The 13,820-nt window shown below is 57.1% G+C and carries 12 protein-coding genes; 3 read left to right on the top strand and 9 right to left on the bottom strand.

Translation table 11 applies throughout. The features are described 5' to 3' along the window. Positions 1-57 precede the first annotated feature (57 nt). The gene (locus MWU60_RS08780) at positions 58-927 is read left to right on the top strand and encodes a branched-chain amino acid aminotransferase (RefSeq protein WP_247227477.1); all 870 of its coding nucleotides are present in this window, start codon (positions 58-60) and stop codon (positions 925-927) included. A gap of 52 nt (positions 928-979) precedes the next feature. Here the strand turns inward: MWU60_RS08780 and MWU60_RS08775 are convergent, their stop codons facing one another. Further along, entirely contained in the window at positions 980-1,120 is a 141-nt protein-coding gene (locus MWU60_RS08775) for a hypothetical protein (RefSeq protein WP_247226898.1), read from the bottom strand. Between the two features lie 269 nt (positions 1,121-1,389). Between MWU60_RS08775 and MWU60_RS08770 the strand changes: the two genes are divergently transcribed. Then, positions 1,390-2,022, top strand: a complete 633-nt coding sequence (locus MWU60_RS08770; RefSeq protein ID WP_247226897.1) for a hypothetical protein — start codon at positions 1,390-1,392, stop codon at positions 2,020-2,022. Here the strand turns inward: MWU60_RS08770 and MWU60_RS08765 are convergent. Next, positions 2,019-2,939 (bottom strand): DMT family transporter, encoded by a 921-nt coding sequence (locus MWU60_RS08765; protein WP_247226896.1) that lies wholly within the window; start codon positions 2,937-2,939, stop codon positions 2,019-2,021. The two genes, MWU60_RS08770 and MWU60_RS08765, sit on opposite strands and share 4 nt — an antisense overlap. A 144-nt stretch (positions 2,940-3,083) precedes the next feature. Between MWU60_RS08765 and MWU60_RS08760 the strand changes: the two genes are divergently transcribed. Continuing rightward, positions 3,084-4,079 carry a fatty acid desaturase gene (locus tag MWU60_RS08760; protein WP_247226895.1) on the top strand — a complete coding sequence of 332 codons (996 nt, stop codon included), beginning with the start codon at positions 3,084-3,086 and terminating at the stop codon, positions 4,077-4,079. On the opposite strand, the gene MWU60_RS08755 is transcribed toward MWU60_RS08760, so the two are convergent. The 7 genes from MWU60_RS08755 to MWU60_RS08725 all read right to left on the bottom strand — a co-directional run bounded on the left by MWU60_RS08755 (position 4,076) and on the right by MWU60_RS08725 (position 13,818). Next, the gene (locus MWU60_RS08755; RefSeq protein WP_247226894.1) at positions 4,076-5,227 is read right to left on the bottom strand and encodes a PQQ-dependent sugar dehydrogenase; all 1,152 of its coding nucleotides are present in this window, start codon (positions 5,225-5,227) and stop codon (positions 4,076-4,078) included. The genes MWU60_RS08760 and MWU60_RS08755 overlap by 4 nt on opposite strands. A 2-nt stretch (positions 5,228-5,229) precedes the next feature. Beyond that, on the bottom strand, positions 5,230-6,267 hold the full coding sequence (gene queG, locus MWU60_RS08750; protein WP_247226893.1) for a tRNA epoxyqueuosine(34) reductase QueG: 1,038 nt from the start codon (positions 6,265-6,267) through the stop codon (positions 5,230-5,232). 51 nt (positions 6,268-6,318) lie between these two features. Beyond that, positions 6,319-6,984: a glutathione S-transferase family protein gene (locus MWU60_RS08745; RefSeq protein ID WP_247226892.1), complete on the bottom strand. Its 666-nt coding sequence runs from the start codon at positions 6,982-6,984 to the stop codon at positions 6,319-6,321. Between the two features lie 64 nt (positions 6,985-7,048). Further along, complete coding sequence (gene mtgA, locus MWU60_RS08740; RefSeq protein WP_247226891.1) at positions 7,049-7,813, bottom strand: monofunctional biosynthetic peptidoglycan transglycosylase; 765 nt, start codon at positions 7,811-7,813, stop codon at positions 7,049-7,051. An 82-nt stretch (positions 7,814-7,895) separates the two neighbouring features. Further along, the gene (gene gltB / locus MWU60_RS08735) at positions 7,896-12,428 is read right to left on the bottom strand and encodes a glutamate synthase large subunit (RefSeq protein ID WP_247226890.1); all 4,533 of its coding nucleotides are present in this window, start codon (positions 12,426-12,428) and stop codon (positions 7,896-7,898) included. 53 nt (positions 12,429-12,481) lie between these two features. Beyond that, a complete protein-coding gene (locus MWU60_RS08730; protein WP_247226889.1) occupies positions 12,482-13,153 on the bottom strand; it encodes a hypothetical protein in 672 nt (223 codons plus the stop codon). Then, positions 13,150-13,818, bottom strand: a complete 669-nt coding sequence (locus MWU60_RS08725; RefSeq protein WP_247226888.1) for a hypothetical protein — start codon at positions 13,816-13,818, stop codon at positions 13,150-13,152. Before MWU60_RS08725 ends, MWU60_RS08730 begins: the two co-directional genes overlap by 4 nt. Between the last annotated feature and the right edge of the window lie 2 nt (positions 13,819-13,820).

Below are 13,820 nucleotides of genomic sequence, written 5' to 3'. Positions count from 1 at the left end.
TATTATGTCCGAAACGGACCTATATGCGTAACAAATGCAAATCGGATGGAGGATACGATGGCCGGTGCATATGACGACAGAGACGGAAAAATCTGGATGGACGGCCAGTTGGTCGAATGGCGCGATGCTAACGTCCACATTCTGACGCATGCGATGCACTACGCTTCATCCGTGTTTGAAGGCGAACGATGCTACTCTGGCAAAATCTTCAAATCGCGTGAACACTCCGAACGCCTAATCAAATCCGGGCAACTGATCGACTTTGAAATCCCCTACACCGTGGACGAAATCGAAGCCGCCAAACAAGCCGCCCTTGATGCGAACGGACTGACTGACGCCTACGTGCGCCCGGTTGCATGGCGCGGGTCCGGCGAAGACATGGGGGTTGCGGCTGCGCGAAACCCGGTCCATCTGGCGGTCGCCGTGTGGGAGTGGGGCAACTACTATGGCGACGCCAAGATGAAGGGCGCCAAGCTCGACATCGCGAAATGGAAACGGCCCAGCCCGGAAACCGCCCCCTCACAAGCCAAAGCCGCTGGTCTTTACATGATCGCAACAATGTCCAAGCACGCAGCCGAGGCCAAAGGGTGTTCTGACGCGATGATGTTCGACTATCGCGGCTATGTGGCCGAGGCGACGGGCGCCAATATCTTCTTCGTCAAAGACGGTGAAATTCATACGCCCAAGGCGGATGCGTTCCTCAACGGGATCACACGCCAAACAGTGATCGGCATGTTGAAAGACAAGGGGCTGACCGTGAACGAACGGGTCATCATGCCAGAAGAGCTGGAAGGGTTCGAGCAATGCTGGCTGACAGGCACCGCTGCCGAAGTAACGCCCGTGGGCCAAATCGGCGACTATAACTTTGAGGTCGGCGCAATCACACGTGAAATTGCCGAGGATTATGAGAAACTTGTGCGGGCCTAAGTCCGAAGCCTAAAGCAAAAGAAGGGGCACCACAGTGCCCCTTTTTCGTTAGTCAGGTCTGCTCATTCCGCGCGAATTTGGTATAGAACTTCGCGCGCTGATCCCAATCACGCTTACGGTTGCGCCGTTGCAGCGCCACGGTCGCTGGATTGGGCTGCTTGCCATGCTCAATCGCGACAGCGCGTGTTGTCATGGCTGGCGTTACAGTCTTTGGTCTGTCTAATGGGTGTTTAGGCATGTTGTCCTCCGATCTGAGGGGCCACCATAACACATTTTCAAAAGATTCGCGCCAGAACCTGCGAAACCGCCAGTTGTGTCCTTGCGCGGCAGGCCGTCCAAAGACAGGAATTGGGCGTTATTGTCGCAAAAGTGGCAACACTTTCTGTACGGATTTCACCGCCGTCGTCAAACTTCGGTCTGGTTCATGTGTCACCTTCGGGCACGTAAAGAGTCAGAAGTTCCATGTTTTTCCCAGACACCATTAACACGCCACCGCGCGCAGATTCCCAATCCGTGACTGAAAGCGAGATCATCCTACGCCGAGTGCTCAGGTCTGCGCCGCAGGACCTGTGGCTTGATACGATTCGACGCACGCAAGGCCCTCAGCACGACAGTCTGATCTACTGGATGCTAAACCAGACCGAATGCGATTTTGCCGTTGCCTGCCATGCGTTCTATCGTAGCAATCCCGCGCAGCATCTTGATAATCCGCGCCCGCTGCCATCGCGACCCGGGCCTAAGGATATCTTTGCGCTGGTGTTATTGAACTGGGATACCGGATCATACCGGACCCACCGCTTGATGGTAGATACCGTTGATGCCAATCCACGGATGGTGGCCCGCATCAATCAAAAGGTCATGGCCCGGCCAAGCGGATCACTGCCCTTCAGAATCCCACAACAGTTTTTGACGCCTGTCGGTGGCACGCCAATGTCCGTGCCGCAATATCTGTCAGCTGATGACGCAAAGCACCTTTGGCCGGTCTATAATGACCTCGGACTGAAGGTCGCCAAGGCCCCACCGGGGATATCGCGACAGGTGGCACGGGCCAAGTCGCTTTTGGTCAAGGTCAAACGCGGTAGCGGGTTACCCTAAGTCCCAACATTACCTGTTGCTTTGCGCTGCTGAGCGCGTTGCAGGCCCAGTTTGCGTTCGCGCCAGATAATCAAAACACCAGCGGCAATCACAATGCCTGCACCGATCAGCATGGTTCCTGTCGGCACCTCATCAAAGATGAAATAGCCGATCAGCAACGCCAGTATCATTGAGGTATAGTCAAACGGTGCGACCAGCGACGCATCGGCATAGCGATAGCTGGAAGTCAGCAAAATCTGCCCGATCCCGCCCAAAAGGCCAGCCATGATCAACATGACCGCCACTGTCCATGATGGCACGACCCACCCCCAGGCCAGTGTAAACAGCGACATGACAGACGATGTGATCGTGAACCAGAACACAATCGCGGCGGTGCTTTCGGTCGCGACCAGCTTGCGCACAAAAACCTGCGCAAGGGCCGCCAAGACCGCCCCCATCAGCACAACGACAGCGCCCAGTGTTTCGGATGTATTCAGCGATGCACCAACAGACAAACGCGGCGACAGCACGATCAAAACGCCCACCATGCCCAAGGCAACGGCAGACAACCGAAAGGCACGTACATTTTCATTCAGGAACATGGCGGCAAAGATGACCACAAGAAGCGGTGCGGCATAACCAATCGCCGTCACCTCAGGCAGTGGCAACAACCCAAGACCGGTAAAGCCCAGCCCCATCGCAGAGGTCCCGACCAACCCGCGCCAGAAATGCCCCATCGGGTTGGTGGTTTTCCAACCGTGCCGTAGCTCATGCCGGATTGCCAGCCAGCCCAGAATAATCGGCAAAGCAAAGAAAGAGCGAAAGAAGACCGCCTGACCCGGCGGCACGTCGGCGGATGCGGCTTTGACCAGACTGGCCATCGCCATGAACATGCAAACCGACATGATTTTGAAGATGATGCCACGAAGCGGCTGCATGACGGGTCCTCTCAAAGGCACACTATGCCGCGAGGTGAACACAATGAAGCCTTTTTCACTTGCTAATGCCTGACGTTAGGTTATCCGAAAGTATCGTTGGCTAAGAAGCAGTGTATGCAAGATAAAAATCAGACCCCCGCAAATATGACCCCCCGTGACTGGGTCCAGATTTTAGCCAAGTATCGTGAGCCAAGCAGCATTCGCAGCAGCTTTGAACTCGCGGTCAGTTTGATCCCCTTTGTCGTGCTTTGGGTGCTGGCCTGTTGGGTCGCGCAATACAGCTATCTGGCGGCATTCCTGATCTCGGCTGCGAACGGTCTGTTTTTGCTGCGCCTTTTCTGCATCCAACACGATTGCGGGCACGGTTCTTTCTATGGCAACCGCAATGTCAGTGATTGGGTCGGGCGCGCGTTGGGCGTTGTGACACTGACGCCCTACGATGTCTGGCGACGGACCCATTCGATCCACCACAGCCATGCCGGCGATCTTGATCAGCGCGGCATTGGTGACGTGATGACGCTGACGGTCGAAGAGTATCACCAGCGCACCGCATTTGGCCGGTTCATGTATCGGGCCTATCGGCATCCGCTTGTGATGTTTGGGCTTGGCCCGACATATCTGTTCTTCCTGCAAAACCGGCTGCCAATGGGGCTGATGAACCAAGGGCGCAAATACTGGATCAGCGCGATGGGCACCAACGCTGCGATCGTCACGATCCTTGGCACAATCGTCTACTTTGGCGGATTTCAGGCGCTGTTCCTTGTCTTTCTGCCCACCACCCTGATTGCCGCATCCATCGGCGTCTGGCTATTTTACGTGCAGCACCAGTTTGAAACGACCCATTGGGAACAAAACGAAGACTGGCAACTGCACGAAGCCGCGTTGCACGGCAGTTCACACTATGACCTGCCGCCGATCCTGCGCTGGTTCACGGCCAATATCGGCATCCATCATGTGCACCACCTGTACAGCCGGATCCCGTTCTATCGCCTGACCGAGGTGTTACGCGATCACAATGAGTTGGTTGAGGTCAGCCGCATGAATATCGCGCAAAGCATCAAATGCGCGAGCCTTGATCTATGGGACGAGAAATCCAAACGTTTGGTATCCTTCGCGGCGGCACGCAAGCTGGCCGCCTAACGCGGCATCACGCGCAGAATTTCACCTGCGTCCAGCAAAACCAATACCGCGCCGTCATCCAAGACTTCGACGTCGCGAATACGGCCCACATCGGTCAGCATGCGTTCTTCGCCGATCACACGGCCGCCTTGCAGCTTTAACCGGACCAGACCGCCGGGGTTCAGCGACGCGATCAGCAGATCACCCCGCCAATCGGCGTAAGGCCCATCATAAAACATCATGCCACCGGGGGCGATTACCGGATCCCAATAGTAGACCGGTTCTTCATAATCCGCAGCGCGCGACAAACCGCGACCGACATCGGACCCGCGATAGTTGATCCCGTAGCTGACAACAGGCCAACCATAGTTCAGACCCGCCTGCGGTTGGTTCAGCTCATCGCCACCGCGGGGGCCATGCTCAACCGTCCAAAGGCTCCCATCAGACGCAATTGCAGCCCCTTGTATGTTGCGATGGCCCAAAGACCAGATCTGATTGCTGCCGCTACGGCCCACAAACGGGTTGTCACGCGGTTCGGACCCGTCGGCATTCAATCGGATAACCTTGCCATGGGACGTGTTGATATCCTGCACCAGTTGGCCACTGTCACCGGCCCCACGGTCGCCCGTCGTAATCCAGACGGTGCCATCGGCCATCGGAATAATCCGGCTACCAAAGTGACGGCCATTCCGGGCCGGCCAATCCTGCACAAAGATATCTGTCGGGCGCTCAAGTTCCCCGTTACGTCCCAAGGTCGCACGGGCGGCAGCCGTTACAAGACCACCGCGTACTGATTTGGCGTAGGTCCAGAACACCGTACCGTCGCGCGCATAATCCGCTGAGACCGCAACATCCAGCAAACCACCCTGACCCTCGGCCGCGACCTCTGGCAGGCCCGGCAGTGGCGCACTTACCGTGCCATCATCATTGATGATACGCATCGTGCCCGGCCGTTCGGTCACCAAGAACTGACCGTTGCCCAAGGGCGCGATGCCCCAAGGATTTTCCAACCCTTCAGCAAAAACCTCAACATCCACTCGGGTGGTCCGCAGTTCAGGCGCACGGGTCTGGTTTTCAAAGGCAGGTTGGAAACTGGCGTTTGGGCGGCCTTGGTCGACCTGTGCCGCCGCCGCAGCGGGCAATAGCATCAAAGCAAGAATACGGATCATGGTCAGTCCTCCTTAAGGCGCAAGATAGCCCAGCGCGCGGCGTCCGCCACTGCCGGATCGGGATCATCAACCAAAGGTGAAACGGATGCGATCAATGTAGGATTACCGGAATTACCAATCGCATAGGCCACATTGCGCACGAAACGGTCGCGGCCGATCCGCTTGATGGGCGAGCCCGAGAAATGCGCGCGAAACGCCGGATCATCCAAGGCGGCCAGTTCCGCCAAAGGGGGCGCAATCAGATCATCGCGGGCCGCCAGCTTTGCATCGCGACCCTCTTGCGCAAACTTGTTCCACGGACAAATCGCCAGACAGTCATCACAGCCATAAATCCGGTTGCCCATCAGGGCGCGCAGATCTTCGTCCACCGGACCCTTATGTTCAATCGTCAGATAGGAAATGCAGCGGCGGGCATCCAGCTGATAGGGCGCGGGAAAGGCGGCGGTGGGGCAGATATCAAGGCATGCCTTGCAAGACCCGCAATGGCTGATCTCTGCCACATCCGGCTCCAGATCAACGGTCGTAAATATCGCCCCCAGAAAAAACCAGTTTCCAAGATCACGGCTCAAAAGGTTCGTATGTTTGCCTTGCCACCCCAGCCCTGCGGCTTGCGCAAGCGGCTTTTCCATCACTGGGGCGGTATCGACAAAAACCTTAATCTCGGCCTCTGGCACCTGTTCAATCAACCATCGCCCCACACGTTTAAGCCGCTTCTTCACCACATCATGATAATCGCGGTTCTGGGCATAAACGCTGATCGCTGCACGGTCGGGTTCTTCCAAAACCGCCATTGGATCGTGCTCTGGCGTATAAGGCTCCGCCAACATAATCACAGACCGCGCAGCAGGCCAAAGCGCCGCTGGATCACTGCGCCACACCATCCGCTCGGCCATCCAGCCCATCTGCCCATGCATGCCTGCACCGACAAAAGCCTGCAATCGCCCTGGCAATTCTGGCACTGACTCAGGACGACAGACACCGACGGACGCAAACCCGGCTTCCCGAGCGAACGTGATCAGCTGCTCTTTCAAGCTTCTCATGTTCAAAAATACCTCGGGGGGAGGACCGAAGGGACGGGGGGCTGGCCCCCTTTAGAAATCCAGATCAGCATAATGCGCAGCAGGCTGAAACCCCGGCACCTCATCTGCCAAGATCGACCGAAAGGCTGGGCGCGATTTGATCTTGGCGTACCAATCCTTCAACACCTCATGCCGGTTCCAATCCACATCACTGGTGTAATCCAGACAAGACAACTGCGCGGCAGCCGCAAAATCAGCCATCGTCATCTCATTGCCTGCCAGCCAGCGGCGTTCATCCAACAAACGCGCCATATAGTCGAGGTGGTACTTCACCGCCCGCGCACCCGCCTTCACATTGGTGCTGTCGGGATAGCCTGTGCCCATCACTTTACGATACACGCGCTCACCGGTCAGTTTGGTTGTAACTTCGTGATAGAACTTATCGTCAAACCAGCCAACCAGGCGGCGCACCTCGCAACGTGCCTCGGCGTTCTTGGGGAAAAGCGGAGGGGTGGGGTGCGTCTCATCCAGATATTCGCAAATCGCCACACTATCAGACATCGTGCGGCTGCCCATCTTGAGCACAGGGACCTTACCCGCCGGGTTGCGGCGCAGAAAATCCGGGTCCTGTTCCCAATAACGTTCTTCGACCAGTCCCACTTCGATCTTCTTTTCCGCCAGACACAGGCGGACTTTGCGGGAAAACGGGGATAATGGGTAATGATACAGCGTGTTCATGATGCACTCACGGGATGGACTATCCCTTCAATGCCGCATGACAGCCTTTGGTTCAATGGGGCGGTCAGTTTTCAAAGCAGTCCGCGCGCCCGTCCGCCGCAATTGTCGCGGCCCCGCTCATGATGGATGCTGCGCGATTGCGGGTGAATGTGCTTGGGTTACTGGCTGAGCGGTTCTTGGGCGACGGCAGGATCGCGGCCAGCCGGGCGGCCTGAATTGGCGAAAGATCGCCAGCATCCACACCAAAATAGTGCTGCGCCGCGGCCTGCACGCCAAAGACACCCTCATCGAACTCAGCGACATTCAGGTAAAGTTCGACAATCCGACGCTTGGACCAAACCGCCTCTGTCAGCGGCGTCCAAACCGCCTCAATCGCTTTGCGAGACCAGCTGCGGCCATGCCACAGGAAGACGTTCTTCACAACTTGCTGCGAAATAGTCGACGCACCCCCGCGCCCGCGTTCCACCGCAGCCTGGATTGCTTTGACGTCGAGCCCCCAATGCAAACAGAAATTTGCATCTTCGGCGGCCACAACCGAACGGGCCATCACCGGGGCAATATCGTCAATCGCGACCCATTCTTGTTTGACGCTGACCAGACGATGCGCCTCAGAGCGTATATAGGGTGTCGTCGGGGGGTTGATCACCGCGTAAAGCAGCGTCCAAAGCAGGGCGAAGGAAAACACCGCAAAAACACCCCAAAAGATCACCCGCCGCACAAACCGCCGTGCCCGTTCAATAGGGCCCAGCTTTTTGGCTTTCTTCGCAGGTTTCTTCTTGGGTGCCGGCTTTTTCGCCGGTTTCTTCTTAGCTGTGCTCGTTTCTGCCATCGACCCCATAAGCCACAGCGGCAGTTAACAGGTCAAGAACATGGGCTGCCCCCGCGCGCATTTTGGCGCGGGGGCGTGTCATTTACTCCGCAGGGATCGCGGTTTCTTCGACACTCAGCGGTGCTGGCAGATGCACCAGCATCTCTTTTGGGCAGACCTGCACAAAGTTGACCTTCTCAAGGTCCCAATGCTGAAGGATATCTGCGGCCTTCCGGCTGCCGGTCTCTTCAGCGTGCCGCTCGATCAGCCCCTTTAGCTGGTCGTGCCAATGATCCACCGTCACAGGGTTCGTCACCAGCGTTTCCATGTTGATCAGATCGGCTGCCTGACCGACCGGATCATAAAGATACGCCATACCACCGGTCATCCCGGCCCCAAAGTTCGCGCCAATCGTCCCAAGGATCACGGCCACACCACCGGTCATATATTCACACCCGTTTGTGCCGCATCCCTCGATCACGACATGCGCGCCAGAGTTCCGCACCGCGAAACGCTCACCCGCGCGACCGGCGGCAAAGAGATAGCCGGCCGTCGCACCGTAAAGCACCGTGTTGCCGATGATGGTATTCTCAGACGCCACAAGCGGGCTGACCATCGGCGGACGCACAACAATCGTGCCCCCCGACAGGCCCTTGCCGACATAGTCATTGGCATCACCCGACACTTCCAACTTGAGCCCCGGTGCGGCAAAGGCCCCCAGCGACTGACCCGCGCTGCCGCGCAGTTTCACCGTCAGGTGGTCCGGCTGCAACGCATTGCGCATCCCAAACTGCTGCACGATGTGGCTGGACGTGCGCGTACCGATGGTCCGCAGCGTGTTCTGCACAGCATAATCCAACTGCATCTTCTCACCGTCATTCAGGAAGCGCGCAGCGTCCTTCACGATCTGCGCATCCAGCGTGTCATCAACCGGGTTGCGTGGGCGGTTGCGATCATAGGTGATCTTGTGTGCGCCATCGACAGTGATCAACAGCGGGTTAAGGTCCAGATCATCCAGATGTGCCGAACCACGCGACACTTGGGTCAACAGATCAGCACGGCCAATCACATCGTCCAAGGAACGCGCGCCAATGGACGCGAGGATTTCACGCACTTCGGTTGCATAGAAGGTGATCAGGTTCACAACCTTATCGGCATTGCCCGTAAACTTCTCGCGCAGTGCCTCATCCTGCGTACAGACGCCTACAGGGCAGGTGTTCGACTGGCACTGACGCACCATGATGCAGCCCATCGCGATCAAGGCGGCGGTGCCGATACCGTATTCTTCGGCCCCCATCATCGCGGCCATGACAATGTCACGACCCGTGCGCAGGCCGCCATCGGTGCGCAGCGTGATGCGTTCGCGCAGGTTGTTCATCGCCAACACCTGATGCGCCTCGGTCAGGCCCATTTCCCATGGCAAACCGGCATATTTGATTGACGTGCCGGGCGATGCACCCGTCCCGCCATTATGACCGGAAATCAGGATCACATCCGCCTTGGCCTTGGCCACACCAGCCGCAATCGTGCCAACACCGGACGACGACACCAGCTTGACCGTCACCTTACAGCGCGGGTTGATCTGCTTGAGGTCATAGATCAGCTGCGCGAGATCCTCGATCGAGTAAATGTCGTGGTGCGGCGGCGGTGAAATCAGGGTCACACCTTTGGTCGAATGGCGCAGGCGGGCGATCAGGTCAGTGACCTTCATGCCGGGCAACTGACCACCCTCACCGGGCTTGGCACCTTGTGCGACTTTGATCTCAAGCTCTTCGCAGGCGTTCAGATATTCGGCTGTGACGCCAAACCGGCCAGAGGCCACCTGCTTGATCTTCGCCGATGGATTGTCGCCATTTGGCTCTGGGTGGAAGTGTGCGGGATCTTCGCCGCCTTCACCGCTGTCGGACTTCGCACCAATGCGGTTCATCGCGACATTCAGCGTCTTATGCGCCTCGGGCGACAGCGCGCCCAGCGACATGCCCGGCGTCACGAAACGCTTGCGGATCGCCGTGATGCTTTCGACCTCTTCAATCGGGATCGCGGTGCCCAAAGGCTTGATCGCCAACAGATCACGCAAATGGATCGGTGGGTTCGATTGCATCGACTTGGAGTACTGCTGCCACAACGAATAGCTCGCGTTGTTGCAAGCGGCCTGCAACATATGCATCGTTTGCGCTTCCCAAGCGTGCTTTTCACCGGACCGGCGGGATTTGTAGAAACCACCGATGGGCAGAACGTCGGAGCCACCTTTCCAGCCACGCGCATGCACTTCTTCGACCTTGGTTTGGATGCCAGATGTCCCAATCCCGGAGATGCGCGAATGCATACCGGGGAAGTATTCGGCCACCATCGCACGGGACAGGCCGACAGCCTCGAAATTCAGACCACCGCGATAGGACGACAGCACCGAAATCCCCATCTTCGACATGATTTTCAGCAGACCGGCATCAATCGCCGCGCGATAGCGGGTCATGGCCTCGGTCAGCGTGCCATCAATCAGGCCACGACGCACACGGTCCGCAATGGAATCCTGTGCCAGATAGGCGTTTACGGTCGTTGCACCGCAGCCAATCAGCACGGCAAAGTAATGCGGATCAATGCATTCCGCCGCACGCACGTTGATCGAACAGAATGTGCGCAGACCCTTCGCGGTCAGCCCCGAATGCACCGCAGAGGTCGCAAGGATCATCGGCATCGGCACCTGATAAGGTGACTGGTTCTGATCGGTCAGCACAATGTGCCCCGCGCCAGAGCGCACGGCATCTTCGGCTTCAGATCGGATACGTTGCAAACCTGCATTCAAGGCACCCGGACCGGGTTCAAAGATACAATCGATGAAGGCCACATTGTCACCGAAGTGGCGGACCATTTCATCAAACTCGGCGTTGCCGACAAACGGGCTGGCAAGCTGCAAAATCTCGGTTTGCGAACTGTCTTCGTCCAACACATTCTTCAGGTTCCCAAAACGTGTCTTCAGCGACATCACCCGGCTTTCGCGCAAACTATCAATCGGCGGGTTCGTCACCTGAGAAAAATTCTGGCGGAAGAAATGCGACAGCGGGCGGTAGGTTTTGGACAGCACGGCAGAGGGCGTATCATCGCCCATCGACGCGATCATTTCCTTGCCGTCCTCGGCCATAGGCGCCAGCACCTGTTCAAGCTCTTCGATGCTGTAACCGGCGGCCATCTGGCGCTTGCGCAGCTCATCGCCTTCATACAATGCCTTCTCCGACACATCGGTCAGCACGTCGTTCAGCACGACAACCTTCTTGACCCAGTCACCAAACGGCTGTGCGGCGGCCAGTTTGTCTTTCAACTCCTCGTCATGGAACAAGCGACCCTCTTGCATGTCCACGGCGATCATCTGCCCCGGACCAAGCGCGCCTTTTTCAACGACGGTCGCCTCATCAATCGGCACCATGCCAACCTCGGACCCGGCAACCAATAGGCCATCACCGGTCACAACATAGCGCAGCGGGCGCAGACCGTTCCGGTCCAGACCGCCACACACCCAGCGACCATCGGTCATGGCAAGGGCGGCGGGGCCATCCCACGGTTCCATCACCGCGTTGCAATAGCCGTACATATCCTGCCACGCTTGCGGCATCTCAACCGCCTGTTGTGACCAGGCCTCTGGCACCATCATGGTTTTGGCCATTGGGGCATTGCGGCCTGCGCGCACCAGAACCTCGAACACGGAATCCAAGGCGGAACTGTCAGACGCACCCGACGGAATGATCGGTTTGATATCCTCGGCCTTGTCGCCAAACGCGCCAGAGGCCATGCGGATTTCATGGCTTTTCATCCAGTTGACGTTGCCCTTCAGCGTGTTGATCTCACCATTATGGGCCAACATGCGAAACGGCTGCGCCAGCGACCACTGCGGGAAGGTATTGGTGGAATAACGCTGGTGGTAGATCGCAAAGGCGCTCTCAAACCGGGCATCCATCAGGTCGGGGTAGAACTCGGCCACTTGTTCGGCCAGCATCATGCCTTTGTAGATCAGCGAACGGCAGGACAGCGAACAGACATACATGCCAGCGATGCCCGCAGCGGTCGCAGCTTTTTCAATCCGGCGGCGGATGATGTAGAGCTCACGCTCAAACTGTTCTTCATCCAGACCCTTGTCATTGCGGATCAAAATCTGCTCAATCTCGGGCCGGGTCGCGTTGGCCTTGTCGCCCAGCACTTCGGTATTCACCGGCACATGGCGCCAGCCATAGATATAGTGACCCATGCGCAGCACTTCGGTTTCGACAATCGTGCGGCACTGCTCTTGGGCGGCAAAATCGGTGCGGGGCAGGAAAATCTGACCAACCGCGATCAAATGATCCTGATCAGGTTCATGGCCAGTACGCTCAATCTGGTCATAAAAGAACGGAACCGGGATCTGCACGTGAATACCCGCGCCATCGCCGGTTTTGCCATCAGCATCCACAGCACCACGGTGCCAGACGGCTTTGAGGGCATTGATCCCCTTTTCAACAACATCACGGGATGGCGTGCCATCAATGGACACCACAAGGCCCACACCACAAGAGGCATGTTCATCGTCATCCTTATAGAGGCCATTTTCAGCCATCCACTGACGCTTGGCTTCCTCGGCTGCTACCCAAGTTTCGTCATATGTTGTCATCGGTATTTCCTTTCAGCGGAGCCACCACGGATGGGTGGGCTTGATCATCAGTTCTAAGAGATTGCGATGCCGCAGCCGTGCTTTGGGCTGCTGCTTAGAAAGCCGGGTTCACCGGGGTAAATAAACTCAACCGGGCGATTGCTGCGTTCAAATTCACCCTCAGGCGTTGTCACGGTACCTGTGCCAGACAAGAACATACGCCAGTTGCGGCTGATGAACTCGCGCCCTTTTGACGACCAGACTTCAGTCCCGTCAGCATCATAAGCAGTAATATCATAGGTGGTTTCGTCCAGCGTCACGCCATCAATGGTGATCTGACGCCCTGTCAGCGTGTCCTGACCAACATAGCGTGTCGTGCCGATTTCATCCGACAGCGTGCGGAAATCATAACTATCGACACCCGCTTCCATCAATTCGGTCATGGATGCCGGATCAGCGGGATCAGCTTCCAACTGTTCACGATGGTCGCTTAGGACATGAAAGCTGCTGATCCACTGCGTTTCACGATCAATTTCACCCACATAGGTCATACCGCCTTCGTCCAGACTGACGCGCCGCTGATGACCGGGAGTGTCGCCTTCGCACGCAAAGTGATGATCCACCTGACAGCTTTCGCTTTGAACGGTCAGATAGGCATCGCAGCCCGCGGGCAGGCTAAAGGTTGCGGGACCTTCCTGGGCCACCACAGGTGCGGCCAAACATATGAACGCCAGTACCGCTCTCATGGGCGAAAGCTCGCATCGGTTTGGTTGCATTCATATTGCGGCTGGTCGGTGAAAAAGCCGGGCTCGTCAGGATAAATGAAGTCGATGGGCGACATATCGGTAACCTGACTAGGATCATCGGCTGTCCACGCTTCACCAAACAGGAAAATCCGGTGTTCTTCGCTGACGTATTGGCGGCCACTGCTGGACTCGATTTCATTGCCGTCACTATCAAGTGTGCGGCCCTGAAACTCAGTGTTCAACAGTGTTTCCCCGTCGATCACCGTGGTTTCCCCGGTCAGCATGTCAAAGCCCACGTTACGCTCGGTCCCGGTTTCGGTTTCAAGCGTGAAATCCCATGTGTCGATCTGATCAGAGAAAAGATCAGTCAAGGATGCGGGGTCTTCAGCAGGCGTGATCAAACGTTCAGTGCCAGACATCTTGAAAGACTCGATCCACTGAAACTCGGCATCCACCTTTTGAACACTGAACAGACCCACCTGACCAAACAGCGCAATCCACTGATCACCGGGGTTATCTGCCTCGCAGGTCCAGACATTGACCATCACACAGCCTTTGTGCTGCACGGTCAGCTTGGCTTCGCACCCGTCGGGTGGTGCAAAGCTTTGCTGGGCAACCACCGGGGTCGCCAAAGTCAGGGCAGTCAGGATAGAGAGTGATTTCATCA

The sequence above is a fragment of the Yoonia sp. F2084L genome (assembly GCF_023015625.1).
Classification (GTDB): domain Bacteria; phylum Pseudomonadota; class Alphaproteobacteria; order Rhodobacterales; family Rhodobacteraceae; genus Yoonia.
The sequence above is the reverse complement of the archived record's forward strand: the minus strand, read 5'-3'. Positions and strand labels throughout refer to the sequence as shown.

What these genes read in the sequence shown, in the direction of transcription:
- MWU60_RS08730 (WP_247226889.1), bottom strand. Translation starts at nt 13,153, where the DNA reads ATGAGAGCGGTACTGGCGTTCATATGTTTGGCCGCACCTGTGGTGGCC.
- MWU60_RS08760 (WP_247226895.1), top strand. Translation starts at nt 3,084, where the DNA reads ATGACCCCCCGTGACTGGGTCCAGATTTTAGCCAAGTATCGTGAGCCA.
- MWU60_RS08770 (WP_247226897.1), top strand. Translation starts at nt 1,390, where the DNA reads ATGTTTTTCCCAGACACCATTAACACGCCACCGCGCGCAGATTCCCAA.
- gltB (WP_247226890.1), bottom strand. Translation starts at nt 12,428, where the DNA reads ATGACAACATATGACGAAACTTGGGTAGCAGCCGAGGAAGCCAAGCGT.
- MWU60_RS08780 (WP_247227477.1), top strand. Translation starts at nt 58, where the DNA reads ATGGCCGGTGCATATGACGACAGAGACGGAAAAATCTGGATGGACGGC.
- MWU60_RS08755 (WP_247226894.1), bottom strand. Translation starts at nt 5,227, where the DNA reads ATGATCCGTATTCTTGCTTTGATGCTATTGCCCGCTGCGGCGGCGGCA.
- MWU60_RS08745 (WP_247226892.1), bottom strand. Translation starts at nt 6,984, where the DNA reads ATGAACACGCTGTATCATTACCCATTATCCCCGTTTTCCCGCAAAGTC.
- MWU60_RS08765 (WP_247226896.1), bottom strand. Translation starts at nt 2,939, where the DNA reads ATGCAGCCGCTTCGTGGCATCATCTTCAAAATCATGTCGGTTTGCATG.
- MWU60_RS08725 (WP_247226888.1), bottom strand. Translation starts at nt 13,818, where the DNA reads ATGAAATCACTCTCTATCCTGACTGCCCTGACTTTGGCGACCCCGGTG.
- mtgA (WP_247226891.1), bottom strand. Translation starts at nt 7,813, where the DNA reads ATGGCAGAAACGAGCACAGCTAAGAAGAAACCGGCGAAAAAGCCGGCA.
- MWU60_RS08775 (WP_247226898.1), bottom strand. Translation starts at nt 1,120, where the DNA reads ATGACAACACGCGCTGTCGCGATTGAGCATGGCAAGCAGCCCAATCCA.
- queG (WP_247226893.1), bottom strand. Translation starts at nt 6,267, where the DNA reads ATGAGAAGCTTGAAAGAGCAGCTGATCACGTTCGCTCGGGAAGCCGGG.